The organism is Saccharopolyspora galaxeae (assembly GCF_016526145.1).
Lineage (GTDB): Bacteria > Actinomycetota > Actinomycetes > Mycobacteriales > Pseudonocardiaceae > Saccharopolyspora_C > Saccharopolyspora_C galaxeae.
Map to the genome: position 1 here is coordinate 225,805 of NZ_JADDUE010000008.1, position 23,709 is coordinate 249,513.

Annotated in this window: 22 protein-coding genes; 6 read left to right on the top strand and 16 right to left on the bottom strand. The window is 67.8% G+C overall.

Features of this window, described 5'->3' with window-relative positions; genetic code table 11:
* Positions 1-136 precede the first annotated feature (136 nt).
* Positions 137-451 carry a hypothetical protein gene (locus INP57_RS19575; protein WP_200071721.1) on the bottom strand — a complete coding sequence of 105 codons (315 nt, stop codon included), beginning with the start codon at positions 449-451 and terminating at the stop codon, positions 137-139.
* A gap of 541 nt (positions 452-992) precedes the next feature.
* On the opposite strand from INP57_RS19575, the gene INP57_RS19580 reads away from it, so the two are divergent.
* Positions 993-1,157 (top strand): hypothetical protein, encoded by a 165-nt coding sequence (locus tag INP57_RS19580; protein ID WP_200071722.1) that lies wholly within the window; start codon positions 993-995, stop codon positions 1,155-1,157.
* A gap of 91 nt (positions 1,158-1,248) precedes the next feature.
* On the opposite strand, the gene INP57_RS19585 is transcribed toward INP57_RS19580, so the two are convergent.
* From INP57_RS19585 to INP57_RS19610, 6 genes are all read right to left on the bottom strand, one after another.
* Positions 1,249-1,503: a hypothetical protein gene (locus tag INP57_RS19585; RefSeq protein ID WP_200071723.1), complete on the bottom strand. Its 255-nt coding sequence runs from the start codon at positions 1,501-1,503 to the stop codon at positions 1,249-1,251.
* 277 nt (positions 1,504-1,780) lie between these two features.
* The gene (locus tag INP57_RS19590) at positions 1,781-2,248 is read right to left on the bottom strand and encodes a GreA/GreB family elongation factor (RefSeq protein WP_200071724.1); all 468 of its coding nucleotides are present in this window, start codon (positions 2,246-2,248) and stop codon (positions 1,781-1,783) included.
* A gap of 232 nt (positions 2,249-2,480) precedes the next feature.
* On the bottom strand, positions 2,481-4,010 hold the full coding sequence (locus tag INP57_RS19595; RefSeq protein WP_200071725.1) for a PucR family transcriptional regulator: 1,530 nt from the start codon (positions 4,008-4,010) through the stop codon (positions 2,481-2,483).
* A gap of 79 nt (positions 4,011-4,089) precedes the next feature.
* The gene (locus tag INP57_RS19600; protein ID WP_200071726.1) at positions 4,090-4,479 is read right to left on the bottom strand and encodes a hypothetical protein; all 390 of its coding nucleotides are present in this window, start codon (positions 4,477-4,479) and stop codon (positions 4,090-4,092) included.
* A 138-nt stretch (positions 4,480-4,617) separates the two neighbouring features.
* Positions 4,618-5,343, bottom strand: coding sequence for an aspartate/glutamate racemase family protein (locus tag INP57_RS19605; RefSeq protein WP_200071727.1), 726 nt, complete (start codon positions 5,341-5,343; stop codon positions 4,618-4,620).
* Between the two features lie 35 nt (positions 5,344-5,378).
* A complete protein-coding gene (locus INP57_RS19610; RefSeq protein ID WP_200071728.1) occupies positions 5,379-6,848 on the bottom strand; it encodes an NCS1 family nucleobase:cation symporter-1 in 1,470 nt (489 codons plus the stop codon).
* A 419-nt stretch (positions 6,849-7,267) separates the two neighbouring features.
* Between INP57_RS19610 and INP57_RS19615 the strand changes: the two genes are divergently transcribed.
* A complete protein-coding gene (locus tag INP57_RS19615) occupies positions 7,268-8,086 on the top strand; it encodes a bifunctional allantoicase/(S)-ureidoglycine aminohydrolase (RefSeq protein ID WP_200071729.1) in 819 nt (272 codons plus the stop codon).
* Between the two features lie 67 nt (positions 8,087-8,153).
* The gene (locus INP57_RS19620) at positions 8,154-8,786 is read left to right on the top strand and encodes a class I SAM-dependent methyltransferase (RefSeq protein ID WP_200071730.1); all 633 of its coding nucleotides are present in this window, start codon (positions 8,154-8,156) and stop codon (positions 8,784-8,786) included.
* A 5-nt stretch (positions 8,787-8,791) separates the two neighbouring features.
* On the opposite strand, the gene INP57_RS19625 is transcribed toward INP57_RS19620, so the two are convergent.
* The 4 genes from INP57_RS19625 to INP57_RS19640 all read right to left on the bottom strand — a co-directional run bounded on the left by INP57_RS19625 (position 8,792) and on the right by INP57_RS19640 (position 15,215).
* Positions 8,792-11,716, bottom strand: coding sequence for an FAD-binding and (Fe-S)-binding domain-containing protein (locus INP57_RS19625; RefSeq protein WP_233627896.1), 2,925 nt, complete (start codon positions 11,714-11,716; stop codon positions 8,792-8,794).
* Between the two features lie 84 nt (positions 11,717-11,800).
* On the bottom strand, positions 11,801-13,597 hold the full coding sequence (locus tag INP57_RS19630) for a thiamine pyrophosphate-requiring protein (RefSeq protein WP_200071731.1): 1,797 nt from the start codon (positions 13,595-13,597) through the stop codon (positions 11,801-11,803).
* A 386-nt stretch (positions 13,598-13,983) separates the two neighbouring features.
* Positions 13,984-14,355, bottom strand: a complete 372-nt coding sequence (locus tag INP57_RS19635) for a plasmid stabilization protein (RefSeq protein ID WP_200071732.1) — start codon at positions 14,353-14,355, stop codon at positions 13,984-13,986.
* A gap of 80 nt (positions 14,356-14,435) precedes the next feature.
* Positions 14,436-15,215: an OBAP family protein gene (locus tag INP57_RS19640; protein WP_200071733.1), complete on the bottom strand. Its 780-nt coding sequence runs from the start codon at positions 15,213-15,215 to the stop codon at positions 14,436-14,438.
* Positions 15,216-15,695: 480 nt separating this feature from the next.
* Between INP57_RS19640 and INP57_RS19645 the strand changes: the two genes are divergently transcribed.
* Together INP57_RS19645 and INP57_RS19650 are read left to right on the top strand one after the other, a co-directional pair.
* The gene (locus tag INP57_RS19645) at positions 15,696-16,868 is read left to right on the top strand and encodes a cytochrome P450 (RefSeq protein ID WP_200071734.1); all 1,173 of its coding nucleotides are present in this window, start codon (positions 15,696-15,698) and stop codon (positions 16,866-16,868) included.
* 67 nt (positions 16,869-16,935) lie between these two features.
* Positions 16,936-17,145, top strand: a complete 210-nt coding sequence (locus tag INP57_RS19650; protein WP_200071735.1) for a hypervirulence associated TUDOR domain-containing protein — start codon at positions 16,936-16,938, stop codon at positions 17,143-17,145.
* A 160-nt stretch (positions 17,146-17,305) separates the two neighbouring features.
* Here INP57_RS19650 and INP57_RS19655 read toward each other — a convergent pair whose 3' ends face one another.
* Entirely contained in the window at positions 17,306-17,614 is a 309-nt protein-coding gene (locus tag INP57_RS19655) for a hypothetical protein (protein WP_200071736.1), read from the bottom strand.
* Positions 17,615-17,634: 20 nt separating this feature from the next.
* Positions 17,635-17,952: a polymorphic toxin type 30 domain-containing protein gene (locus tag INP57_RS30545; protein WP_374220958.1), complete on the bottom strand. Its 318-nt coding sequence runs from the start codon at positions 17,950-17,952 to the stop codon at positions 17,635-17,637.
* Here INP57_RS30545 and INP57_RS30550 point away from each other — a divergent pair.
* A complete protein-coding gene (locus INP57_RS30550; protein ID WP_233627945.1) occupies positions 17,932-18,042 on the top strand; it encodes a hypervirulence associated TUDOR domain-containing protein in 111 nt (36 codons plus the stop codon). The genes INP57_RS30545 and INP57_RS30550 overlap by 21 nt on opposite strands.
* 155 nt (positions 18,043-18,197) lie before the next feature.
* On the opposite strand, the gene INP57_RS19670 is transcribed toward INP57_RS30550, so the two are convergent.
* The 3 genes from INP57_RS19670 to INP57_RS19680 all read right to left on the bottom strand — a co-directional run bounded on the left by INP57_RS19670 (position 18,198) and on the right by INP57_RS19680 (position 23,707).
* Entirely contained in the window at positions 18,198-18,560 is a 363-nt protein-coding gene (locus tag INP57_RS19670) for a hypothetical protein (RefSeq protein ID WP_200071739.1), read from the bottom strand.
* Positions 18,561-18,813: 253 nt separating this feature from the next.
* Positions 18,814-19,224 carry a DUF7878 domain-containing protein gene (locus tag INP57_RS19675; protein ID WP_200071740.1) on the bottom strand — a complete coding sequence of 137 codons (411 nt, stop codon included), beginning with the start codon at positions 19,222-19,224 and terminating at the stop codon, positions 18,814-18,816.
* A gap of 10 nt (positions 19,225-19,234) precedes the next feature.
* Entirely contained in the window at positions 19,235-23,707 is a 4,473-nt protein-coding gene (locus INP57_RS19680) for an RHS repeat-associated core domain-containing protein (RefSeq protein WP_307850175.1), read from the bottom strand.
* Positions 23,708-23,709 lie beyond the last annotated feature (2 nt).

Genomic DNA, 23,709 nt, shown 5'->3' on the forward strand with positions numbered 1-23,709 from the left:
TGCGAACGAAGCTGAGACCGCGCGGTGCTACCGATCACGCCGCCGTCGGGTGTCCACTTCGGACACCGAGCGGCGGAGCTCGTAGCAGTGTGGGCCCGCACGAGGTGCGAGCCCACACGACCGGAGTGGCGGGAACTCAGAGCAGGATGCTCAGCAGCCCTTCGTCCTCGCCGCCGTTCTGGCCGCCGCCGTTCTGGCCGCCGCCGTTGTGCGACGCCGTGCCGGAGACGCTCGCGCCGTCCTCACCGGCCTGGGCCGAGGTCCGCTCGTAGGAAGCCCGACCGTTGCCGGAGTCCTGCGCGCTGGACGAGGTCTGGCTGGTGGACACGCCCTCGTCTCCCGCGTGGGTCTCGTACTGCTGGTAATCGGCAGCGGTCGCCACACCGCCGAGTCCGAGGACCAGCGGGGCGGACAGCAGACCGGCGGCAATGCCACGATGGATGTTGCGCATCTCGAGAGCACTCCTCTCGTTCGTTGCGGTTGTCCGAGGCCCTGGCTGCAAGGCGAACGAACCTGCTGCAGCCGGGGCCTCGCCGGCGAGATCGCGGATCTCGCTAACAAGACGATTACCCGCGTCGGTCCGCGATATTGCCGATGACTGCGGTGCGACATCTCACTGCTACCCGGAGCAGCCGATATCCACATCGGATACGAACGACTGCGCCGCTGATTGTTCAGCGGCTACCGGGGAAATCACGCGCGTGCGCCCGTACACCACGGCCGAGAAATCCGCACAGCGTCGCCGGCCGATGCGCAAACGCGTCGCCGGCCGATGCGCAACCGGAGAGTTCTCGCCGGGCGAGTTCGTCCTTCGGCTCAGCGAGCGTTCCCGGAAACCCTCGGATGGGCGGGGACCGCTCGATGGTCGAGCACGGTATGCATCAGAGGCGAAAGTCCTCTGGGCGCACCCGGAGCATCACAGGTTCCCTCGTGGCGGGTCGTTGCTTCGGCCCGGGGAAGAAACCTCGACGCAATGCGGAAAGGTGTCCACCATGAGCAACGTGAAGAACGTGTTCGTGTCCATCGGCAACCGCCACCACGGCAGCGATCACCGCTGGGGCAACGGCCACGGCTGGGGCGGCCACCACTGGGGCGGTGGCCATGGCTGGGGCGGCCACCGCCGGCATGACCACCATGGCTGGGACTGCAAGAAGTAGCGACCACCCGGCACCGAATCGGAGTTCGGTGGCGCCCGCGCCGATGTGGCACGGGCGCCACTTCGAATGCGCTTTCCACCGCCGGAAAGCGCTAGCGGCGCGGCTGGGGGATATGCGGCTGGACGGTCCGACGCCGGGCGGTCCCGGACCGACCGGTCTTCCCATGCTCCGCGAGTCGCGTGCTCAGCTGGTAGTTCGCCACCACCAGGCCGAACACCAGCAACCCGATGCCGAGCTCGTTCCAGATGGACGGATCCTGCGGGCTGAAGGCGAGATCGTTGAGGATCGCGCCCGTTCCCGCCAGTACCAGCACCGCGGCGAGCAGGTGGTAATGCATTGCTTTCAACAAGACTTCTCTCCCGATTCGCCGGCGCCGCACTCGGACATCGCTGCCGAGCGCGGCGAAATCAGCTTGCTCACCAAGCGAGCACGAACAGCTTCACCGGCTTGCATTACGTTCGACTGAAGCGCACATGAGAGGCGGTTCAGCGAATTGTCAGCGTTAGCGCGATCGTGCGGGCGTTCCGCGTTCGACCTGCGCGCCGTCCGCCGCAAATCGGCATGACCCCTCCGGACGAGCGGCGCTTTCACCAGTCGCATGTGCGCGTTGCAGCCGAAGGTCGTCACTGCGCTATCGACTGCTCCACATGCCGTCCGTACGGCACGGCGTCGAGCAGCGTCACTTGCACCGTGGTGCCGTCCGGCACCTGGTACGAGAGCTGCTCACCGCGCCGGGCACCGACCAGCGCGGTTCCCAGCGGCGAGGCCGGCGAGTAGACCTCCAGGTCGTTGAGCTCGGCTTCGCGGGTGCCCAGCAGGAAAGTTTCGACATCTCCGGCGTCGTCGTAGCGGACGGTGAGCACCATGCCCGGCTCGGCGATGCCGTCGTCCGGCGGCGCCTCGCCGACGACAGCGGAGGCCAGCAGGTGCTGGATCTGCCTGATCCGGCCTTTCCGCTCCTGCTGAGCCGGGATCGAGCCGTCCTCGCCCGTTCCGGTGTCGCCGTTGCCCGGCGCGAGCAGGTCGGCGAGCTCGGCGCTGAGCCGCTCGTGCGCTTGCGGTGTCAGCCAGGCGCGCTGGGTATCGGCCATGATCACTCCAGTGTTCCGATGCAGCGGCCGCTCGCAGTGCCCGGCGAGCATCGAATGGCACCGGGCATCCCAGCGTGCCTGCGCCGCACGACCGGGCCGTTGCTGCGCTCGAGGCGACCGCGGCCGCTGCGGAGATTTCGTTGCTCTCAGGATGGACCAGGCCCCGCACCGGAGCATTGTTCGTCAGCTACAGCTCACGGTGCGGTCTTTTTCGGTTTCGCACAGGGCCGCATCAGGCCTCGTGGGCCGCCAAGTCGATCATCATGGCCAGCCGCTTGCGCGGGTCCTGCAGGTCGAGCGCGGTCACCTCGGCCATCCTGCGCAGTCGATAGCGCACCGTGTTCGCGTGCACCCCGAGGCGCTCCCCCGCTTCGGCGAGTTCGCCTTGGGCGTCCAGCCACGCGGCCAGCGTCGCCACGTAAGCGGTCCGGTGTTCGCGGTCGTACGAGCGCAATTCGGCGACCGGACCGCGCGCAGGCGTGCGCCCGGCAGCGGCCGCCGCGCGCAGCCGGTGCAGCAGGATTTCGTCCCACGATTCGTCGTACGCCCGCGGTTGCGCATCGGTCGAGCGACTTTGGTGCAGCGCCAAGCACTCCTCGGCTTCCTGGCGCGCCGCGGAGAGTTCCGCCGCCGACGCCATCCCGCTGATCCCGGCCCAAACGCTGACCTGATCCGGCAGCACCCGGCCCAACGCGGCCACCCAAGCCCGCGCGGTCGCGACGTCCTCGCTGGAAAGCACGGTGTAGAGGGTGTTTCCGGACAACGCGCTGCGGCCCGGTCGCGACCAGCCGAAGCCCGCGGTCGCCCGGTCGAAAGCCAGCAGCAGGCCGGAGTGGTCATCGAGGACGTTCGGGCGGATCGCGATCACCCGCAGCGGCCCCGGCGGCAACCCGAGCCTGCCGACCAGCGCGGCGGCCGCAGCGGTGCCTTCCAGCAACCGCATCACCAGGTCCGACTCGACCTGCCTCTCCAGGTCCGCGCTCGCGCGCGAGCGCAGCAGGTGCAGCGACACCGTGCGGGCACCCTCGATCAGGGCCATGCGCCGCACGCCGGTCAGCGGCTCGCCGCAGTCCACCCACACCGAACCGAGCAACTCCCGATTCGCGCGGACCGCCACCACCATCCGGCCGGTGAGCCCCTGCGCCGGATCCGGCTCGACGAACAACGGCTCGTCCGAGACCGCGAGGTGGGCGAACACTCCGCGCACCTCGAACAGCTCGCGCAGCCGCGCCGGAGCTTGGCGTTCCACGATGGTCGCCAGCCGCGCGGGGTCGGCCTGGTGGTGCGAACTCGAGTAGGCCAGCAGCGACGACAACCGGTCTTCGATGACGACCGCGCCGTCGACCGCATCGGCGAGGCTGTCGGCCAGCGCGAACAAGTCGGTGGGCCCCCGCCCCGACTCGGTCTCGCGGCCTTCGAGCACCAGGCCGTAGACAACGCCCGCCAGCTCGCTCCAGGACACCGCGGGATCGACCAGCATCACGGCGAGCCCCGCGAGCTCGGCGGCCGAGACCGTCTCCTCGGTCAGCTCCGCGCTACCGCGGACGAGCACCACGCAAGCCCGCGCGGCCTGCGCCCGCCGGATCGCCTGCAGCTCGGACTCGGCGCCAACGGCGAGGTAGACGTCGCCGGTCACCGGACGGTCGTCCGCGCAATCCTGCAGGACCACGCCCCGCAGCTCGGTCGACCGGGAAAGCGGACAGCAGCACAACCGCACGCCGTAGCCACCCAGGACGTTGACCAGGCGGTCCAGCACCATCATCGAACTTCACTCCCGCAGCGCCTGAGCCATCGCTGAGCGGCTGAGGGCGCCGGGCGGCTCCGGCGCCGTGCAACGGTTCCTACTGCTGCACCGGGACGAGCCACGGCATGTTCTCGGGTTCCTTGCGCCCCGGCAGGTGCGCGTTGAGCAACGGCGGCAGCCAGCCCGCGACCGGCATTCCGACCTCGTCGGACAACCTGGCCAGCTCGGCCGCCTGGGCCGCGTCCGGCCGGACCCGGATCAGCACCGGCCCGGAGCCGAGGTAGTGGATCTCCCGGGCCGATGGCGAGTTGATCATCGCGCGAGCGGCGTGCACCACGTCCGGCAACCGATCGCCCAACGCCTCGATCGCCTCGAACACCACGGACGTAGCGGTGCGGCGTTCGTCCCGGTAGGTGTCCAGGCGAGCTTGCAAGGCGTCCGAGACGAACACCGTCACGGGCTCGACCGAACCGTCGCTAGAGGTCATGCCCGATGTCTACCAGGCCCGTCCCCGGCCGGGCCGTACAGGACCGTCCCGTTCGGACCGGCCTCGCAGCAGAACGCGGCCGGCCCGACCCGCTCCGTCACAGGTGCTTGCTCGCCGCCTCCCCCGGCCGGGCCGCGCTCAGCCTCGACGCGGCGGCCAGTTGGTCATCGTCTTGGGCCGCGGAGGTGCGTAGGTGCGCACCTTCGAGGTCGTCAGCCCGAGGCGGACGAGGGATTCGGCGGTCGTCACCGCCGCGGTGACCCCGTCGACGACCGGCACTCCGGTGCGTTCGATCACCCGCTCGGCCAGGCCCGACATGCCGCCGCAGCCCAGGCAGACGACCTCGGCCCGGTCGTCCTGCACCGCGCGCACCGCCTCCTGGGCGATGGCTTCGACGGCGGCCCGGGGATCGCGGTCGAGCTCCAGCACCGGCAGACCGCTCGCGCGCACGGAAGCGCACCGGCTGTTCAGCCCTGCGGCGGCCAGCCGGTCCTCGATCAGCGGAACGGTGCGGTCCAGGCTGGTCACCACCGAGTAGGTGCGGCCGACGAACTGGGCGGTGCTCGCGGCGGCCTCGGTGATGTCCACGACCGGGACCTCGAGCAACTCCTGCAGGCCTTCCCGGCCGTGCTCGCCGTAGCCGGCCTGGATGACGGCGTCGAACGGTTCCGGGTAGGCCCGGACGGCTTCCATCACGGCGACCGCCGCGAGGTAGCTCTCGTAGTTGCCCTCCACCGATTCCGCGCCGAACGGCGGCGTCAGCGGGACGATCTCGGTGCCGGGAGCCGCCGCACCGGCGGCCTGCGCACCGATCGATTCGGTGATCGACGGAGTCGTGTTGACGTTGACGATGAGAATGCGCACGATTCACCTTTCGCGAAGTCCCGTGCCGGGGCCGCTCACTCGGCCGCGACGGCGATCGACTCGCCGTCCACGTCCCGCCCGTCAGGATCGCGGTCACCGATGGCGGCGTAGATGACGGCCCCGAGCGCCGCACCGATGAACCAGGAGAACCCGGATGCGGCGCCGAAGGCGGGCACCAGCGCGAGCACGACGGCGATCGCCGCGGACGGGACGAACGCCCACACCGCCTTCGGGTTGTACCCGCGCCGGTAGTGGTACTCGCCCTGGGCTTGCTCGGTGTAGAGGTCCGGGACGTTCACCCGGGTCCTGCGCAGCAGCCAGTAGTCCGCCATGATCACGCCGAACAGCGGTCCGAGCAGCGCGCCGAGGCCGCCGAGGAAGTAGTTCACCACCACCGGGTTGTCGTAGAGGTTCCAAGGCAGGATGACGATGCCGATGACGGCGCTCACCAGCCCTGCCCGGCGGAAGTTCAGCTGCCGCGGGAAGAGGTTCACCAGCACGTAGATCGGCGCGACGAAGTTGGCGAGCAGGTTCACCGCGATCGTCAGCAGCACCAGCGCGACCGACGCGGCCGCCAGCAGGAACGTGTTCGGAATCGTCTGGACGATGTCGGCGGGGCTGGTGATCACCCGCCCGTTCAGCTTGAACTGCGCTCCGCTGAGGACCACGACGATGGTGGCGAAGAAGAGCATGTTCACCGGGATGCCGACCAGGTTGCCACCCACGATCGAGCGGCGGCTCTTGGCCGAGCGCGTGAAGTCGCAGAAGTTCAGCACGAACGTCCCGTAGATCACGACCCAGAGCGCGGCGCCCTGCAGGACCTGCAGCCACATCGCCGCCCCGGTGAGCGGCTCGGCCGTGGACGGCGAAATGGACCAGTCCGCGCGGGCGAACATCCACACCGCCAGGCCGAACATCGTGATCAGCGTCGTCGGTGCCGCGACCGCCATGTACCTGCGGATCACGTGCATCCCGTAGCTGACGATGAGCACTTGGACGAGCCAGAGCACGAGGAAGGTGAGCCAGCCGAGCAGCGACAGCCCCAGCACCGTCTGCGCTTCCAGCTTCCGCAGTGCGGGGAACATCGCCACCAGGAGGGTGTTGAGCACCGAAGACGCGAGGTAGGTCTGGATGCCGAACCAGGCGATGGCGACGATTCCGCGGACCGCGGCCGGGATCTGCGCGCCCTTCGTCCCGAACGCGATGCGGCTCATGACGGGGAACGGCACACCGGCCTTGTGCCCCATGTAGCCGGACAGCGTCAGCAGCAGGAACAGCAGCACCGATGCGAGCAGGAACGCGGCCAGGATCCCCCACACGTTCAGCCCGAGTGCGAACAGCCCGATCGCGAACGCGTAGTTGCCGAGGCTGTGCACGTCGTTGGCCCAGAGCGTGAAGACGTTGTACGCGCCCCAGCGGCGCCCGTCCTTCTTGGTCGGGGCCAGGTCGTAGCTGTACAACCGGGGACTCGGGGTGCAGCTCGCTTCGTTGTCGGTGGCGGTCATCGAGCCGCCTCCGAGTTCTGCGCTGCCCCCGGGGCGGCGGTCATTCGACGCATTTGGACTCTCCGCTGAGTCAGGATCGGGCGACGCTCTCGCGGTCCATGCGACTCCGGGCGACGAGGCGCGCGGGGCACGACGGAGCGATCGGCGGCACTACGACACCGAGCGATGTGAACTTCCGCAATATGGAAGTATACGGCTGGGATGCGGAAGACCGTAGCGACCGTCCTGATCGCCGTCAACAGCGCCGCCGAAACCGGCTCGGCGGCTCCGCGGACGCGCTGCGCGCTCATCGGCGTTCGACGCGTGACGCCTTCCGCAGTCGGCTGCTTTTGCCTATCCTCGTCCGGCGCCCGTTGTGTATACGTGAACGTATCCCGTGTTCCGCGGCCGCATCCGCCCCCCAGCGAGGAAGGGATCACTTGAGCCAGCCGACCTACTTCGCCCCCGAGGGCGGCCTGCCGTCCCAATCCACCATGCTCACCGACCGCGCACTGGTCACCGAGGCGTACACGGTCATCCCGCGCGGCGTGCTGCGCGACATCGTCACCAGCAACCTTCCCGGGTGGAACGGCACTCGGGCGTGGATCCTCGCCAAGCCGATCCAAGGGTTCTCGACGACGTTCGCGCAGTACGTCGTCGAGGTGTCGCCGGGAGGCGGCAGCACCCGGCCGGAACCGGAGCGCGGCGTCGAATCCGTCGTGTTCGTGCTCGGCGGCGAGCTGCGGCTGGTCATCGAGGGAGCCCGGCACGACCTCACCCCCGGTGGATACGCCTACATCCCGGCCGGGGCCGACTGGTCGGTGGCCAACGATTCCGGCGAGCGAGCCAGCTTCCAGTGGGTCCGCAAGGCCTACGAACCGCTCGAGGGCTACGCGCCCGCGGCGTTCGCGGTCCAGGAGCAGGACATCCAGCCCACGCCGATGCCCGACACCAACGGAGCATGGGCCACGACGCGGTTCGTGGACCCGGACGACCTCGCCCACGACATGCACGTCAACATCGTCACCTTCGAGCCGGGCGCGGTCATCCCGTTCGCCGAGACGCACGTGATGGAGCACGGGATCTACGTGCTCGAAGGCAAGGCCGTGTACCGGCTCAACGGCGACTGGGTGGAGGTGGAGGCGGGAGACTTCATGTGGCTGCGCGCCTTCTGCCCGCAGGCTTGCTACGCGGGCGGACCGGGCAAGTTCCGGTACCTGCTCTACAAGGACGTCAACCGCCAGATCAAGCTGACCTGAGCGGGGGCCGGCGCCTCGCGCGCGACCGCAGCAACGGACCTCGGTCCAGGTGCAGGACAATGGAGCCATGGCCGAGCAAAGTCTTTGGATGCAGAAGGTCGCCGCCGACCCCGGGCACTCCGCCTGGTACATCGACCGGCTCCGCGGCATGGCTCGCGCGGGCAACGACCTCGCCGGTGAAGCGCGCCTGGTCGACGCCATGGCCCCGCGCGGCGCGCGCATCCTCGACGCGGGTTGCGGACCCGGCCGGGTCGGAGCCGCGCTGGCCGCGGCCGGTCACGACGTCGTCGGGGTCGACGTCGACGCCGCGCTGATCGCGGCTGCCGAGCAGGACCATCCCGGACCGCGCTGGATCGTCGGCGACCTGTCCGAACTCGAGCTGCGCGGGCACGGCATCACCGCGCCGTTCGACGTGATCGTGTGCGCCGGGAACGTGCTGCCGTTCCTGGCGCCGGGAACGCGTGGCGCCGTCCTGGCGAACTTCCGCGAACACCTCACGGCCGAAGGGCGGCTCGCGGTCGGATTCGGGGCGGGCCGGGGATACGACTTCGACGAGTTCTTCGCCGACGCCGCGGCAGCGGGGCTCGGCACCGACCTCAAGTTGTCCACTTGGGACTTGCGCCCGCTCGCCCGGGACTCCGGATTCCTGGTCGCGGTGCTGAGCCCGGTCGGCGGTGACGTCGCGCAGAACAGCGCCTGATCAGCTCATCGAGGAGTTGACTCGCCGCTGAGGACCTCGGCGAGATGCAACGCCCGCCGGTTGCTGCCGTGTGCGATCTGCGTCCGGCAGCTGAACCCGTCGGCCAGCACCAGCGTGTCCGCATCGGTCTCGCGCAAGGTGGGCAGCAGGGAGTGCTCCGCGCACGCCATCGACACGTCGTAGTGCCCCTGCTCGAACCCGAAGTTCCCGGCCAGGCCGCAACAACCGGAGTCGAGCACGTTCGCGTCGACGGACGCCCGCTGCAGAATCGCGGTATCCGCGGCGAATCCGAGCACCGCGTGCTGGTGGCAGTGCGTTTGCACGACCGCGCTCGCACCGACCTCGGGAGGTCGCCAGTCCTGCGAGGCGTGCTCGCGCAACGCTTCGGCGAGCGTGCAGTATTGGGACCGCAACCGTTGCGCGTCTTCGTCGTGCGGCAGGATTTCGCGGGTGTCGGACCGGAAAACCGCGGTGCAGGACGGTTCCAGCCCCACCACGGGTGTTCCTGCCTCGAGCCAAGGGCGCAGCAGCCGGAGGGTGCGTCGCAGCACCCGCCGGGCCGTGTCCAGCTGACCGGTCGAGATCCACGTCAAGCCGCAGCAGACCGGCTTCGTCGGCACCGCCACGCGGAATCCCGCGCTCTCCAGCACTCCCACCGCCGCCCGCGCGATCCACGGCTCGAAGTGGTTGGTGAAGGTGTCCGGCCACAGCACCACCGCGTCGGAATCACCGGGGCGCGGCTCGGCGGAGTCCCGGTGGCGCCACTGCTGCTGGAAGCTCGCCCTGGCGAACCGAGGTGCTTCCCGTTCCGGCGTCACGCCCGCGAGCCGTTTGCCGAGCCGGGCCGCACCGGGTGCGTGCAAGGCGGCGTTGACCGGTCCGGGCGCCCATTGCGCGGCCTGTGCCAGTGCGGGAAGCCAGCCCAGCGAGTAGTGCGCGGCCGGACGTGGCCGGTGCCGGTAGTGCTGCGCGAGGAACTCCGCCTTGTAGCTGGCCATGTCGACACCGGTCGGGCAGTCCGACTTGCACCCCTTGCAGGCCAGGCACAGGTCGAGCGAGTCCTTGACGGCCTCGGAACGCCACCCGTCGCTGATCGGCGAATCGCTGTGGCCCTGCATCATCTCGAAGAGCAACCGCGCGCGCCCGCGCGTGGAATGCTCCTCTTCGCCGGTTGCCCGGTACGACGGGCACATCACGCCGCCCGTCGTGCTGCGGCAGTTGCCGATCCCGACGCAACGCATCACCGCCTGGTGGAAACTCGCGTCGTCATCGGGATATCCGAGGAACGTCGAGGAGTGCTCGGGCCGGTAATCCGGCCCGAGGCGGAGGTTCTCGTCCACCCGGTACGGCGCGATGACCTTGCCCGGGTTCATCCGGTTGGCCGGGTCGAAGATGTTCTTGACTTCGGCGAACGCCCGCACCACCGGATCGCCGAACATGATGCTGAGCATCTCGCCGCGGGCCTGGCCGTCACCGTGCTCCCCGGACAACGACCCGCCGTAGGACACGACCAGGTGCGAGGCCCGCCGCACGAACTCGCGGAAGTGGGCCACGCCCGGCCCGCTCTTGAGCCGGAACGGGATGCGGATGTGCACGCATCCGTGTCCGAAGTGGCCGTACAGCGCGGGGCGCTCGTAGTCGAACTCGCGGAACAGCGCGAGCAGATCGCGCAGGTAGTCGCCCAGCCGCTCGGGATGGACCGCGGAATCCTCCCAGCCTTCCCAGCTTTCCGGCATGTCCGGCGGGTTCGCGGTGGCACCGAGCCCGGCCTCCCGGGCCTTGAGCATCTGCGACTCGCGCTCGGGATCGTCGGAGACCGCGACGTCGGCGTCCTCAGTGGACTTGCCGATTCCCTCCAGCACGCGCGTCACCTGCCGGTCGGCCTCGTCCGCGGAGTTCCCTCCTGTTTGGACGAACAGCCAGCTCGATCCTTCCGGCAGCGACGCGAGCGATCCGGGGAACATCCCTTGTTCGCGGATGAAATGCGTCAGCTCGCCACCGACCGCTTCGAGCTGCAACGGGTCGCTGAGCGACAGCAGCGTCGGCACGTGATCGGCAGCCGCGGCGACATCGGCGTAGCCGAGCACGAGCATCGCGGTGCACGGCACGGTCGGGACGAGGTCGATCTCGGCGTGCAGCACCGTCGCGAGCGTTCCCTCGCTGCCCACCAGCAGCGCGGCGACGTTGAAGCCGTCCCCGGTCACCAGCGAGTCGAGGTTGTACCCGGACACCCGGCGCGGAATGTCCGGATATCGCTGCAGAATCTCGTTCCGGTAGCGGTCGCGGACGTCCCGGAGCCGCCGGTGCAGCTCGCCCCGCCGGCCTCCTTCGGCGATGACGGCCTCGAGTTCGCGCTCGGTCAGCGGACCCACCCAGCACCGCAACCCGTCGTAGGTCAGGATCTCCAGCCGCCGGACGTTGTCGACGGTCTTGCCGTACTTCTGGGCGCTCGCGCCGCACGAGTTGTTGCCGATCATGCCGCCGATCGTGCAGTGGCTGTGCGTCGCCGGCGCGGGCCCGAACTTCTCCCGGTGCGGCCCGAGGGCGCGGTTGAGCTCGTCGTAAACGATGCCGGGCTCGACCACGCAGCGATATCCGGACGGATCGACCGAAACCACGCCGTTGCAGTACTTCGTCCAGTCGATCACGATCGCGACGTTCGCGCATTGCCCGCCGAGGCTCGTGCCGCCGCCGCGGGAGAGCACGGGCGCGTCGTGCTCCCGGCACACGCGCACCGCCTGCGCTCCGGCCTCGACCGACCGCGGGACGACCACACCGATCGGGACCTGCCGGTAATTCGACCCGTCGGTCGAGTAAGCGCCCCGCGAGCCCGCGTCGAACCGGACCTCGGCGTCCACAGTGGTCCGCAGCGCATCTTCCAGTGCCGTGACGTCGACCCGCGGCACGCCGGGTAGTCCGGTCGCTACCATTTCGCCTCCTCGGCCCCAAGACCTCGAGGCCGTGCGCGGTCTCCGGCGGCGCGGTGCGCGACCGCGCACCGCGCGTCCGCTCGCTCAGCGCCCGCTCGAACGGCCCGGCATGATCTCCTGGGCCTTGGACTTGGCGCCTTCCGCGACCACCGACCACGCCTCGGGATCGCCCTTGAGCAGCGCCGAAGCGACGTTCTCCATCTGGTCCCAGTTCGCCTGCGGCGGGATCGGCGGCACGGCCGGGTCGGTGACGAACTCGACCAGGCAAGGCCGGTCGGCTTGCAGCGCACGTCGCCACGCGCCCTCGATGTCGCCGGGCTCGTCGACCTTGATCCCGCGCAGCCCCAGGCTCTCGGCGTACTTGGCGTAGTCGAAGTCCGGCAACCGCTGGGAAGGCAGGAACTGCGGCGAACCGCTCATCGCTCGCAGCTCCCAGGTGACCTGGTTGAGGTCGCGGTTGTTGAGCACCCCGACGATCACCCGCGGGTCGTCCCAGTCCCGCCAGTAGTGCGCGATGGTGATCAGCTCGTTGATCCCGTTCATCTGCATCGCCCCGTCGCCGACCAGCGCGAACACCGGGCGATCGGGATGCGCGAACTTGGCTCCGGTCGCGTAGGGAGCGCCCGGGCCCATGGTCGCCAACGTGCCCGACAGCGAGGCGCGCATGTCGCCGCGGATCATCAGGTGCCGGGCGTACCAGTTCGCCGCAGAGCCCGAATCCGAGGTCAGGATGGAGTCGTCCGGCAGCAGCGGGGAGAGTTCGTGGAAGACCCGCTCCGGGTTGATCGGGTCGGCTTCGACGCCCGCCCGCCGTTCCATGACGTTGCGCCAGCTGCGCACGGTGCCCTCGACCTGCTCGCGCCAGGAGCGGTCCTGCTTGCGGTGCAACCGCGCGAGCAGCTCGCGCAGCGTCGCTCGCGCGTCTCCCAGCAGGTTCACCTCGAAGGGATAGCGCATCCCGATCATGGTCGGGTCGATGTCGATCTGCACCGCCCTGGCCTGGCCGTACTCGGGCAGGAACTGGCTGTAGGGGAAGCTCGCGCCCACCATCAGCAGCGTGTCGCAGTCCCGCATCAACTCCCAGGACGGCCGGGTGCCCAGCAGTCCGGACGCTCCGGTGACGTACGGCAGCTCGTCCGAGAGCACGTCCTTGCCCAGCAACGCCTTCGCGACACCGGCACCCAGCACGTCGGCCACCTCGACCACCTCGTCGACGGCGCCGTGCGCGCCCTGGCCGATCATCATGGCCACCCGCTCGCCGGAGTTGAGGATCTCGGCGGCGTGGTCGAGGTCGGCTCGCCCCGGTGTCACGACCGAGTCCGACAGGCCGAGGCTGGAGGGCACCATCTTGAACGCGTGCGACGGAGCGGTGTACTCCAGGTCCTGGATGTCCCCGGGAATGATCACAGCGGTCACGGTGCGCCGGGCGCGAGCGGTGCGCATCGCCCGGTCCAGCACGTTCGGCAGCTGCTGCGGTGCCGTCACCTCTTGGACGTACTCGCTGGCCACGTCCTTGTACAGCGACTTCAGGTCGATCTCCTGCTGGTAGGAACCGCCCAGCGAGGTGCTGCCCTGCTGACCCACGATCGCCACGACGGGAACGTGGTCGAGCTTCGCGTCGTAGAGACCGTTGAGCAGGTGCACCGCACCGGGACCTCCGGTAGCAATGCACACCCCGGTCTCCCCGGAGAACTTCGCGTAGCCGACGGCCTCGAAGGCGGCCAGTTCCTCGTGCCGCGCCTGGATGAACCGGGGATCGTCGCCTGCGCGCTGCCACGCGGCGAGGATCCCGTTGATCCCGTCACCGGCGTACGAGAAAACCTTCTCGACGCCCCACTCCCGCAACCGACGCAGTAGGTAGTCGGAGACCAACTCCGCCATGTCAGCACCCCGTATCGCCCGAGACGACAGTCGTCATTCAGTATCGCGATACCCGGACCACATCGGCCGAAACCCGCCGCCGGCGCCGGTGCGGTCGGTGTCGTGGCCAGCGGAAACTCGTCCGCAATGCGCAGGGCCGGTTAGGCCGATTCGTCGTCACCGAGATACCAGAACCGTTGGACCGGCAAGTTCGTGCTGTTCCCGGCCGGGAATCTCATTTCGTCCGGATGAGCCGCTACTCAAGGAATCCGGCGTCCAGCAGGTATTTCGGTTTGCACTGCCAGCCCGGCGAGCATGGGACCCACGTTTATCGCGCGGTCCTTCGGTCTAACCAGCGGTAACGCGCGGCCCGGAAGGAGTCCGCGCGGCGACTTCTCCCACGAACTTCACGCCCGCGCGAGCTGCTCTTCGAGCTGGGCCTTGGTCATCTTCGAGCGGCCCTTGATGCCACGCGCCTTGGCGTCGGCGTAGAGCTGGGCCTTGGTGCGCCCGCCGGGGCCGTACCGGTTGCCGGAGCGGATCCCGCCGCGACGCGGAGCGGGGATGTCCTCCATCGAGGTCTTGCTCTGCCGGCTCGCCTCACCGCTGCGGGCGCGCTGCTTGTTCACCGTGCGCGCCGCGATTTCCTCGGCACGACCGCGGCTGGCGCCGCGCTGCTCCTGGGAAGCTTCAACGTGCTCGTACTGGCGATCGGCCTTGTCGCTCCACTCCTGTTCGCGCGGATTGCGGCGTTGCCGCCGAGAGGTCTGTCGTGGCATCGATTCCTCCTCAAGCAGACCGTGCACTCCCCAACGGCCTTCCCGGTGCACCTTCGGCTAAACCCGGCGGCTCGTCCGCACTACCGCTCGAAGTCGACCTCGTCGAGCCGGGTCTGCACGCTCCGGCCGCTTTCCCAGGAGTTCGCGCCCGGCGCCACCTGCGGCGTCGGGATGTCGGCCCGGTTGCGCCGCTTGCCGGGCGCGGAGATGCCGAGCGCGCGATCGCGGTCGCGGATCGACGCCTCGTCGGCCTGCCCGTCCGCGGTGAACGCCATCATCAGTCGCGGAATCCCGTACGGGAAGTCGTCGCGATCGTACTGCCAGGTGTGGAACGTCTTCCCGTAGGTTCTGACCAGATCTTCGAAGTAGGTTTTCTCCGCGATGTCCGGAATTCCCGGAGCGGCCAGGATGCCGGACTTGACCTCGTAGTCGTGGCTGTGCCACAGCCGCTTCTCGTCTTCGGGCAGTTCGCGGAAGCGGTCCTCGCCGATGATGTACTCGATACCGATCAGCCGGGCATCGGGCGCGTTGCGGTCGAAGATGACGCACTGGTGCAGGTCGTGGCGCAGGTGGACGCAGAAGTGCGACGCCTGCACCTGCCTGCCCATTTCATCGGCGTACATGTGGAAGCCGTTGAGGTAGGTGCTCATCGCCTCCAGCGGATACTTCGGCTGCAGCACGCCCGCCGCCAGGTCGAGGGCCCGATGCTTCGCGGAATGCCCCTTGCCGATCTTGGCCAGCGTCGCCGCCTTGCGGCCGAGCGTGATGCCGACCGTGGTCACCACCCCGAGGGCCACACCGAAACCGACGGCTCCGGCCGTCCCTCGGCCGGAGTCGCACGAGCAGCGGGTGGATGCCATGCACCGGGCCTACCCGGGCGCCTCGGACGTTACGCGCCGGACCGCCGGTGGGTTCGCGGCCGTCCGAGCTCAGTGTTGTGGGTCGGCGACGCTCAATGCCCGGATGAAGGCCGGTCGACGCCGCGTCGGCAGGTAGTCGAGCGAAGCGAGACCGGCCCGGGCCGCACAGACCTGACAGATGCGGCGGCCGTCGTCGGGCGGCATCTCGGCACGAAGGGCGTGGACCGGGCCGTGCACCTCGCACCCGCAGTGCGCATGCGGGACTTCACCGCCCGACACGGGGATGTGCCACACGGGTTCGCGGATGCTGGAGACCCACTGCGGCAGCTGTCGATCAGTCACAACCTGAGTTCTCGGCTAGATGGACGAAACCTATAGGTTGTGCAGCCTAGTGCTGGCCTAAGACTGATGCGACCCCCCTGGGTGCGAGGACAATGCATCGACCTCCGTCCACCACCCGACCGGAAAGAAGTGACCGACATGACCAGGCCGTCCACCACCTTCGAAGGTCTGCACGAGTGGTTGCGCTCCGCGCGGGAGGAAGCCGCGGTGCAGGTCGATCACGACAACCGCACCGTGCAGCTGTTCGGCTATCCGGAGGTCTACACCGCGCTGACCGAGACCGGCGACTTCTCCTCCGATCTCAACGAGCTCGCGCCCCGGAGCACGCAGGGCGACGTCTTCGCCGAAGGCAACTTCATCAACCTCGACCCTCCGCGGCACGACCGGCTGCGCGGGCTCGTCAGCAGGGCCTTCACCCCCAAGGTGATCGCGGGGCTGCAACCGCGGATCACCGAGGTCACCGACGGACTGCTCGCGGCAGCGGGCACCGAGTTCGACCTGGTCGACGCGCTGGCCTACCCGTTACCGGTGATCGTGATCGCGGAGCTGCTGGGCATCCCGACCGACGACCGCCCGCTGTTCCGGAAATGGGCGGACACGCTGCTGTCCCAGCAGGCCGGGGACTTCAGCCAAGAGCAGCTGGAGCGCACCCGCGCACAGGTCGAGCCGACCATGCGGGAACTGAACGAGTACCTGCTCGGGCACATCCGCGCTCGCCGCGCGGCCCCTGTCGACGATCTGACCAGCCAACTCACCGCGGCGGAGGCGGATGGACGGGCGCTGACCGACGGAGAGATCATCGGGTTCGCCGGACTGCTGCTCATCGCGGGCCACATCACCACCACCGCGCTGCTGGGCAACAGCATCCAGATCATGAACGAGCACCCCGAGATCGCCGGGCAACTGCGCGCGGACCGGGAGCTCATCCCGCAGGCCGTCGAGGAGTTCCTGCGCTATCGGTCGCCGTTCCCCATGGTCGGCAGGCGCACTACGCGGGAGCTGTCCATCGGCGGGGTGCCGATTCCGCAGGACTACATGGTTCTCCCGTGGCTGGCCTCGGCCAACCGCGACGCGAGCCATTTCGACGCACCGGACACAGTGGACATCCACCGCAAGCCGAACAAGCACCTGTCCTTCGGCAAGGGAATTCACTTCTGCATCGGCGCCCCACTCGCCCGCCTGGAGGCGAAGGTGGCGCTGAACCGGCTGTTCGACCACTACCAGCACATCGACGTGGTCGGCGGCGAGTTCTTCGACGCCAAGACCATGGTCGCCGCCAAGCAGCTCGCGGTGCAGGCCAGGCCGCGCTGACCACAGCCGTGCACACCGGCGTCGACCCGCACATACTCGCTGCAGGATCACGCGGGAAGGAGTCGAGATGGCACCCCAATTCTCAGTCGGCGACCACGTCGAATGGAATTCCGAAGCGGGCTACGTCTCGGGCGTCATCATCGAGAAGCACACCGAAGACGTCGAATACAAGGGCCACACGCGCCGCTGCAGCCCGGACGACCCGCAGTACGAGATCAAGAGCGACAAAACATCTCACGTCGCCATGCACAAAGGCGACGCGCTGACGAAGCTGTAGGCGCGTTCATTCGCTTTTTGCGGACCGGCTGCCGCAGGGGCGCCCAACGGAACTCCCGGCTTCCGAGGCCGCTTCCGCAAGCATATTTAGCCTTCTAAGCGCATCTCCAACTGGCACCAACCAGACGACTCCACCATCCCGGAACCGTTTCGCAGCGATTTCAAAGTTGAATTCCGAGGTCGTCGAGGTAATCCAGCTGCTCGTCATCCAACGCTGTCCGGATCAACCGCCGAAGAGGCGACAGCAGCTCGCCTTTGACCGTGGCGGATTCAGATATGCTGATGATGGCATGGAGTTGATTCTCGCGAATTTCCGCCTCGCCCTCGAGTGCTGCCATCACCGCGAGCAACCCCACGACCACGTCCGCTTCCTGCTGATCGTACAAGGAGGACCAATCGCTGGCGTTGTCAGCACCCGCAACCCGCCCCTCTGGATTTTCCGAAACAATTCTCCTGACCAGCTCGACCAAGCTCTGATCACCGACGCCCATCACAACCCCGGGAATTCAGCCGGCCACGGTATGTGCGTCGCGTTCGCCGCCGCAGGGTCGAAATTCGGACTGTCCGGATTGTGCACCTGAGCGGGGTGCAAGTTTCCCGCTTCATCCTGATACCTCTTCCCGATTTGCAGTCTGTACGTTTCTCCGATCGCTGAATTCGAACCGGGTGGAGCTGTCCCATCCGGCCCATGAATCCGCAGGCGAACCGTCTTCCCCGCTTCGCTCTTCCACTTAAACTCGAGACCGTATTGCGAACCCCCGTTCGGGTGCGGCCACAACTCTCGCACATGCGCGTCGTCGGGAACCACACTAGCCCGGACGACCCGCAGTACGAGATCAAGAGCGACAAAACATCTCACATCGCCATGCACAAAGACGACGCGCTGACGAAGCTGTAGGCGCGTGTTTCTTTGCGGACCGGACGCCGTGGGCCTACCCACCGGCCCTTTCAACTTCCGTTTCCTGGTGCCGACCTTCGTGCTGACCCGCAGTTGTCAGCGCGCTAACACCTAACGCCGCCCAACACACTCCGAGCCACCAATTTCGCATACACCTACGCGGCATCTGCCAGCAGCCGATCAAGTCGGTCCTCGAAGTCGCAAACTTCATTCACCCGAAGGTCAACCGTCCACTCGCTGCTATCGAACGCTGCAATCCTCGCCGTTTCCTCGCCTGCGCAAATAGCTCGGATCTCCCCATTTGTCACCTGAACCAACCCGTCGGCAAGGTTCACCAAGTCGGACCATGCCAGCACGTAGGGCACTGCATCGACCTTCTCGTCGAACTCGTCCCAAGACATGCCATACGGCAACGAACCAGTGCCCTCCAGATCATGAATCCGCCACTCCCAGCAATTATCGCCAACAAGCCGGAGAATGTCCTTGAGACCGATCAGCCGTCCATTGGAGGGCCACATCGGAAACACTCTGGCCACCATTATGAACCGCCAACGGGACCGCGAGCACGGACGCTCAAACACGCCACACTGACATGCACCAAGCGACTCCCCTGTCTCTTTCATCAGCATCATCCGCAGGTACCGACTTCAGCCTGCAAGACCGACTCAGATTTGCAAGCGAATTTTCATCCGCTAGCGTTCGCCTACGAGCGAAATTCGAGACGAGCGGCTGCGCAGGCACGAAAAAGCGAATCAACCACACGACGCAAAATCAAATATAATGCTCCAAACGCATGTTCAACTGACGCAAGCCGGCTGAATGCAACTCTTCGATGAACAAGCTGACGCAATCGTCCACCTCGCGCAGCGTATGCAGCCCGCTCCACTTGTCGGGCTCGAAAGCAGATCCCACGCGCCACCTGTCGTCGAGCTTTTCGATCCGTACGGCCCCGCGCTCATCAAACGACATCGACTCAAACTCGAAGTTTTCTCGGTCGTCCGCTCCACTCCTCGACCACAGAGCAAGTGCATGTGCCAAATCCACCACCGGGAAGTACGGCTCGGAGTAAACCACGCAGCCCGCATCAACCACATGAAACTCAGCCTCTACATGCACCAACACTTCGGCCCATCTGTCCGTTCGGAGATCTTCGGCATTCAGGTTCCGGAACGACATCCGCATGAGAGCACCATCATATATTCTTCACCGGGAACGCATTGAACACTTCCCCGTCGGAGTTTACAAGGATCTTAACAGTGGACTCGCCCTTGGTGCCGATCGACCTGCCCAAGTCAGCGAACACCTGGAACGAATCCGGATCGCCCTGATTTGGCTTGAAGATGGCGTCCGGTGTTTTCAGCCCGTCAGCGACCCATTGCTGCGCGACTTGCGGATCAGTGGTGTCGAACTTGCGGTACCGGCCGCCAAAATCTGACAGATGCTTATTTTTGATAAATATTTCATGAGGCTTTTCGGCTGCTTTGAACGCCAAGCTCGATGCTTGTTCGAGGCCGATTCCGGTACAACTCTGCAGCCCTAGCGGATCGATCAGACCGGAAGGGTTGGCGACATAAACGTGCGGGTTGGGTCCCGCGTCGAGTCCAAGCGGGTCCGTTGAAGTGTAGCGCCCGGTATCCGGGTCGTAGTGCCGGAAGTAGTTGTAGTTGAGGCCGGTTTCGGGGTCGGCGTATTGGCCGGGGAAGCGTAGTGGGGTGGACGTTCCGGCGCGGGATTCGCCGAGGTTCTGTCCCCACAGTGTGGTGCGGTGCGTCCAGGCGATGTCGCCGTGGTCGTTGATGAGTTCGGTGGGGGTTCCGACGAGGTCGGTGATGATGGCGTGGAATTGTTCGTCGATCCACGGCTGGGAGGCGTCGCGCAGTGGGGGGCGTTCGCGCTGGGTCAGCGGGCGGAAGCTACCGGGTGCGTAGTCCCAAACCGTGGCCCGAGCATCACCACGGTCAGCGTCTTCGGAAACACCGCCCGCGCGGGTCTGCTCGGCCAGGGCGGAGCCGTCCCAAGCGAAGTCGAGCTGCTCCACGAGCTCATCATCGGCGTCGAGGCGGTGCTTGGCGATGCGGCGGCCGAGTGGGTCGTAGTGGTAGTGCCAGCGGGTGCCGTCGGGGGTGGTGACGCCGGTCATGCGGTCGTCGGCGTTCCAGGTGTAGTGCCAGGTGGCGGGTTTTTCCGAGAGGCGTTTCTGCTGGCGCAGGGTCATGCGGCCTTGGGCGTCGTGCTCGTAGCGGACTTTGCCCGCGCGGCGGATGAGGGTGCCGTTGTACTCGCGGTCTCCGAGTGCTTCGGAGTCGGGCGAGTCGGTGGGTGCCGGCCACGCCCCCTCGGTGATGTTGCCCGCCGCGTCGTAGGCGTAGCGTTCGGTCCAGCCGGAGCCGTGGACCGTGGTCACGCGCCCGACCTGGTCGAGGTCGAAGGTACGGGTACCGCCAAGTTGGTCCTCGATGCGGGAGAGGAACCCGTCGGCGCGATAGCTGTAGGCGCGCTGCTGGGTACGTCGACCGTCGCGGCCGGTCAGAGCTTGGGAGATGAGCTGGTCGTTGAGGCCCCATCCCTGAGCCAGGACCGCGTCGTCGCCGAGGGAGCGCTGGGTCTCCCGCCCGGCTGCGTCGTGTTCGAAGCGGATCGTGCGGCCTGCGGTGTGCAGCGCGGTCGGGTTGCCGTTCGGGTCGTAGTCCCAGTCGCTTGCCGCGCCGGACGGAGTCACTCGCCGGGTGCGACGGCCCAGCGCGTCATAGGTGGAGGTCAGGGTGCGGTCGTTGATGGTTTCGGCCAGCACCCGGCCCAGCGGGTCGCGGTCGAAGAGCACCCGTGCGTGCGGGTTGGTGGCTTCGCGCAGTCGTCCGGCTTGGTCGTAGCAGAAGGTGGCGACGGCATCGCTGTTGCGGCGTTCGGTGACCTGGCCCAGCAGGTCCCGAGTGAAGGTGGTGGTCTCGCCTGCGCCGTTGGTGCGCTCGACGAGCTGGCCTGCCGCGTTGTGGCGGTAGGTGAGAACGCGCCCGTTGAAGTCGGTTTCCCGCGCCAAGTTCCCGACCGCGTCGTAGTCGTAGCGCCACACCAAACCTTGTTCGTTGGTGACGCTGGTCAGACGCAGTTCGGTGTCGTACCCGAACGCCAAGCGCGTGCCGTCGGGGCGGACTTCGGCCGCGGGCAGGTCGAAATGGGTCACCTCGGTGCTCGTGCGTTGCCCGAGAGCGTCGACGTGGGTGTGCAGGTTGCCTTCGCCGTCGTAGAGCCACCGCTCGGTCGCCCCGTCCGGCAGGGTCCGCCACGCAGGCCTGCCATCAACGGTCCAGCCCAGGCGGGTCACCCCGCCGACCGGGTCCGACAGCGCGGTGACCCGACCGAACGCGTCCCGCTCATAACGCGTCGTGGCGCCGAGCGGGTCGGTGATCGCGGTCGGCAAGCCCGCGGCATCGGTATCGACGCGGCGGGTGTTGCCCAGCGCGTCGGTGACGCTGAGCAGGCGCCCTCGCTCGTCGTAGTCGTACGTCGTGGCCGCGCCCGCCGGATCCACAGTGCGCACGAGGTTGCCGCGGGCGTCGTACTCCCGGTGCGAGACCGTGCCATCCGGAGCGGTCACGGTGATCGGCTGGCGCAGCTTGTTGTAATCGAGCCGGACCAGGCCATCGTCCGGCCTGCGAACCGTGGCGACGTTGCCGTCCTCGTCGTACTCGTAGCTGGTGGTGCGGCCCAGCGGGTCGGTGCGGGACAGCAGCAGGTCGAACTCGTCCCACTCGGAGACCGTTTCGGCTCCGAGCGGGTCGACCTCCCGGACGACCTGGCCGGAGTGGTTGAGGTGGTAGGCGGTGCGGTGTCCGAGCGAGTCGGTCACGTAGGTGATGCCGTGGTCGGTGTCGTAGGTGATCGTGCCGCTCAGGAAGCCGTCCGAGCCGTCGGTGCGCACGCACCTGCCCTCGGCGTCGTAGGTGTAGCGGTATTGCACGCCGTTGCGGTCGGTCCACCCGGTGATCTGGCCCGCGGCGTCGTAGTCGAACCGCAGCGGCTGCCCGGACTCGTTGACCACTTCGGTCAGCCGCTCGTCGCGGTAGTCGTAGCGCATCAGCGCCACGCCCTGTCCGTGGTCCGCGTCGCGCAGGTACAGGCCGGTGACCAAACGGTCCTTGGTCTCGACGCGGATGCGGTAGCCACCGCTGTGGCGGATCTCCTGCGGCAGGCCCGTGTCGTCGTAGGAGAACTCGATCCGATTGCCGTTGCGGTCGGTGATCGAGGACAGCAGCCAGCACGCGTCGTACTGCACGAACCGCAGCGTGCGACCGCGATCCGGATCAGTGATCAGATAAGCACCGTCGTCCGAGCGTTCCAGCGGCCACCGAGGACCCACCACCGGCAGCACCGCCGCGCCCGGCCCGGGATGCGGATACGGCACCGTCAGCCCGTCTTCGGAGGCGAAGTACACGCCGTCGTCGTCGGCCTCCACCCGCTGGTCCAATGTGGACGACCAGCTCGGTCCGAAGAACAACCCGTGCCGATGCGACGACACGTGCGTGCGCCCCAGCACCAGGGGCAGAACACCGTCGAGCTCGACGTCGGTCTGCGACAGCAGCATCCGGCCGCTGTCCACATCGATCGGATCGATCCGGAACGACTTCTTCCCCCACGGCATCACCGACTTGGCTTTCGCCCCCAGCTGCCGCCCGAGCCGGCCCGCTCCCGCAGCCGCGCCCTTCGCCGCACTGGCCAGTTTCCCGCCGGCGCCGACCAGCTTTCCGCCGAGCTTGGCGACTCGTCCGAACGGTATGACCGTTAACGCCGTATCCACCAAGATCGACGTCAAACTGCCTTCACCGGTGGCGGCGTAGATACCGGCGTCGATGGCCAGGGCGGCGCCGCCGGTGATGCCGGCGGCGATGAGGAAGGCGCCGCCGACGGCGTTGCCGACGACCGGGATCGCCTGCAACACCAGACCGACCACGGCCAGGGCGCCGGAGACGACTTTCAGTGCCGAGGAGATCTCCTTGAGCACGTCCTTGTTCTCGCGGATGAAGTCCTGTCCCTGGCCGATGAGGTCGTAGCTGGCCGGGGGCTCTTTGAACCGCATTCCCTTGGCGTCGTTGATGCGGTTCGTGCATTCCCGGGCGGCGGCGGTCATCTCGGTGCGCAGACCGTTGGCCTTGTCCACGCAGTCCTGCCACGCCGCCCGCGCCGACGACAACGCCGCCGACGCATCCCCCGCGTCCGACTCATACGGCGCTGCGGGCGGTGGCGGATGCCCCGCCGGAGCATGGGCTTGTTCGTCGCGGACCTTGTCCGCATGAGCCCGGTCGGCGGACCGCGCCCGCTCCACACGGCCCTCGCTGGCCTTGAGCTGCTCCCACAACCCAGGCGCCTGCTGCGCCAACGGCCGCATCCGCCCCTGAAGCTCGGACAACCGCGAGGAAAACCGGGACAACGCCGAGCCGACCTGGCTGAACGCCGTGCCCGTCACCCGTAGATCCGGCGGCAACTCCGAATCGATCTTCTCCCGGAACTGCTCACCCTCCGGACCCTGGAACTGGCCGGTATCCATGCCGGTGATCCGCTCCGCCGCGTGCGACGCGGACTCGCCGAAACGGTCATACCGGCGAGCCGAACCCGCGATCGCCTCCGGCGAACCACCCAACGAGAACAAGTGCCCCGGAAAATCCGCCACCG

What these genes read in the sequence shown, in the direction of transcription:
- INP57_RS19630 (WP_200071731.1), bottom strand. Translation starts at nt 13,597, where the DNA reads ATGGCGGAGTTGGTCTCCGACTACCTACTGCGTCGGTTGCGGGAGTGG.
- INP57_RS19645 (WP_200071734.1), top strand. Translation starts at nt 15,696, where the DNA reads ATGACCAGGCCGTCCACCACCTTCGAAGGTCTGCACGAGTGGTTGCGC.
- INP57_RS19670 (WP_200071739.1), bottom strand. Translation starts at nt 18,560, where the DNA reads ATGTGGCCCTCCAATGGACGGCTGATCGGTCTCAAGGACATTCTCCGG.
- INP57_RS19675 (WP_200071740.1), bottom strand. Translation starts at nt 19,224, where the DNA reads ATGCGGATGTCGTTCCGGAACCTGAATGCCGAAGATCTCCGAACGGAC.
- INP57_RS19580 (WP_200071722.1), top strand. Translation starts at nt 993, where the DNA reads ATGAGCAACGTGAAGAACGTGTTCGTGTCCATCGGCAACCGCCACCAC.
- INP57_RS30550 (WP_233627945.1), top strand. Translation starts at nt 17,932, where the DNA reads ATGCGCGTCGTCGGGAACCACACTAGCCCGGACGACCCGCAGTACGAG.
- INP57_RS19590 (WP_200071724.1), bottom strand. Translation starts at nt 2,248, where the DNA reads ATGGCCGATACCCAGCGCGCCTGGCTGACACCGCAAGCGCACGAGCGG.
- INP57_RS19600 (WP_200071726.1), bottom strand. Translation starts at nt 4,479, where the DNA reads ATGACCTCTAGCGACGGTTCGGTCGAGCCCGTGACGGTGTTCGTCTCG.
- INP57_RS19620 (WP_200071730.1), top strand. Translation starts at nt 8,154, where the DNA reads ATGGCCGAGCAAAGTCTTTGGATGCAGAAGGTCGCCGCCGACCCCGGG.
- INP57_RS19650 (WP_200071735.1), top strand. Translation starts at nt 16,936, where the DNA reads ATGGCACCCCAATTCTCAGTCGGCGACCACGTCGAATGGAATTCCGAA.
- INP57_RS19640 (WP_200071733.1), bottom strand. Translation starts at nt 15,215, where the DNA reads ATGGCATCCACCCGCTGCTCGTGCGACTCCGGCCGAGGGACGGCCGGA.
- INP57_RS19575 (WP_200071721.1), bottom strand. Translation starts at nt 451, where the DNA reads ATGCGCAACATCCATCGTGGCATTGCCGCCGGTCTGCTGTCCGCCCCG.
- INP57_RS19625 (WP_233627896.1), bottom strand. Translation starts at nt 11,716, where the DNA reads ATGGTAGCGACCGGACTACCCGGCGTGCCGCGGGTCGACGTCACGGCA.
- INP57_RS19610 (WP_200071728.1), bottom strand. Translation starts at nt 6,848, where the DNA reads ATGACCGCCACCGACAACGAAGCGAGCTGCACCCCGAGTCCCCGGTTG.
- INP57_RS19635 (WP_200071732.1), bottom strand. Translation starts at nt 14,355, where the DNA reads ATGCCACGACAGACCTCTCGGCGGCAACGCCGCAATCCGCGCGAACAG.
- INP57_RS19595 (WP_200071725.1), bottom strand. Translation starts at nt 4,010, where the DNA reads ATGATGGTGCTGGACCGCCTGGTCAACGTCCTGGGTGGCTACGGCGTG.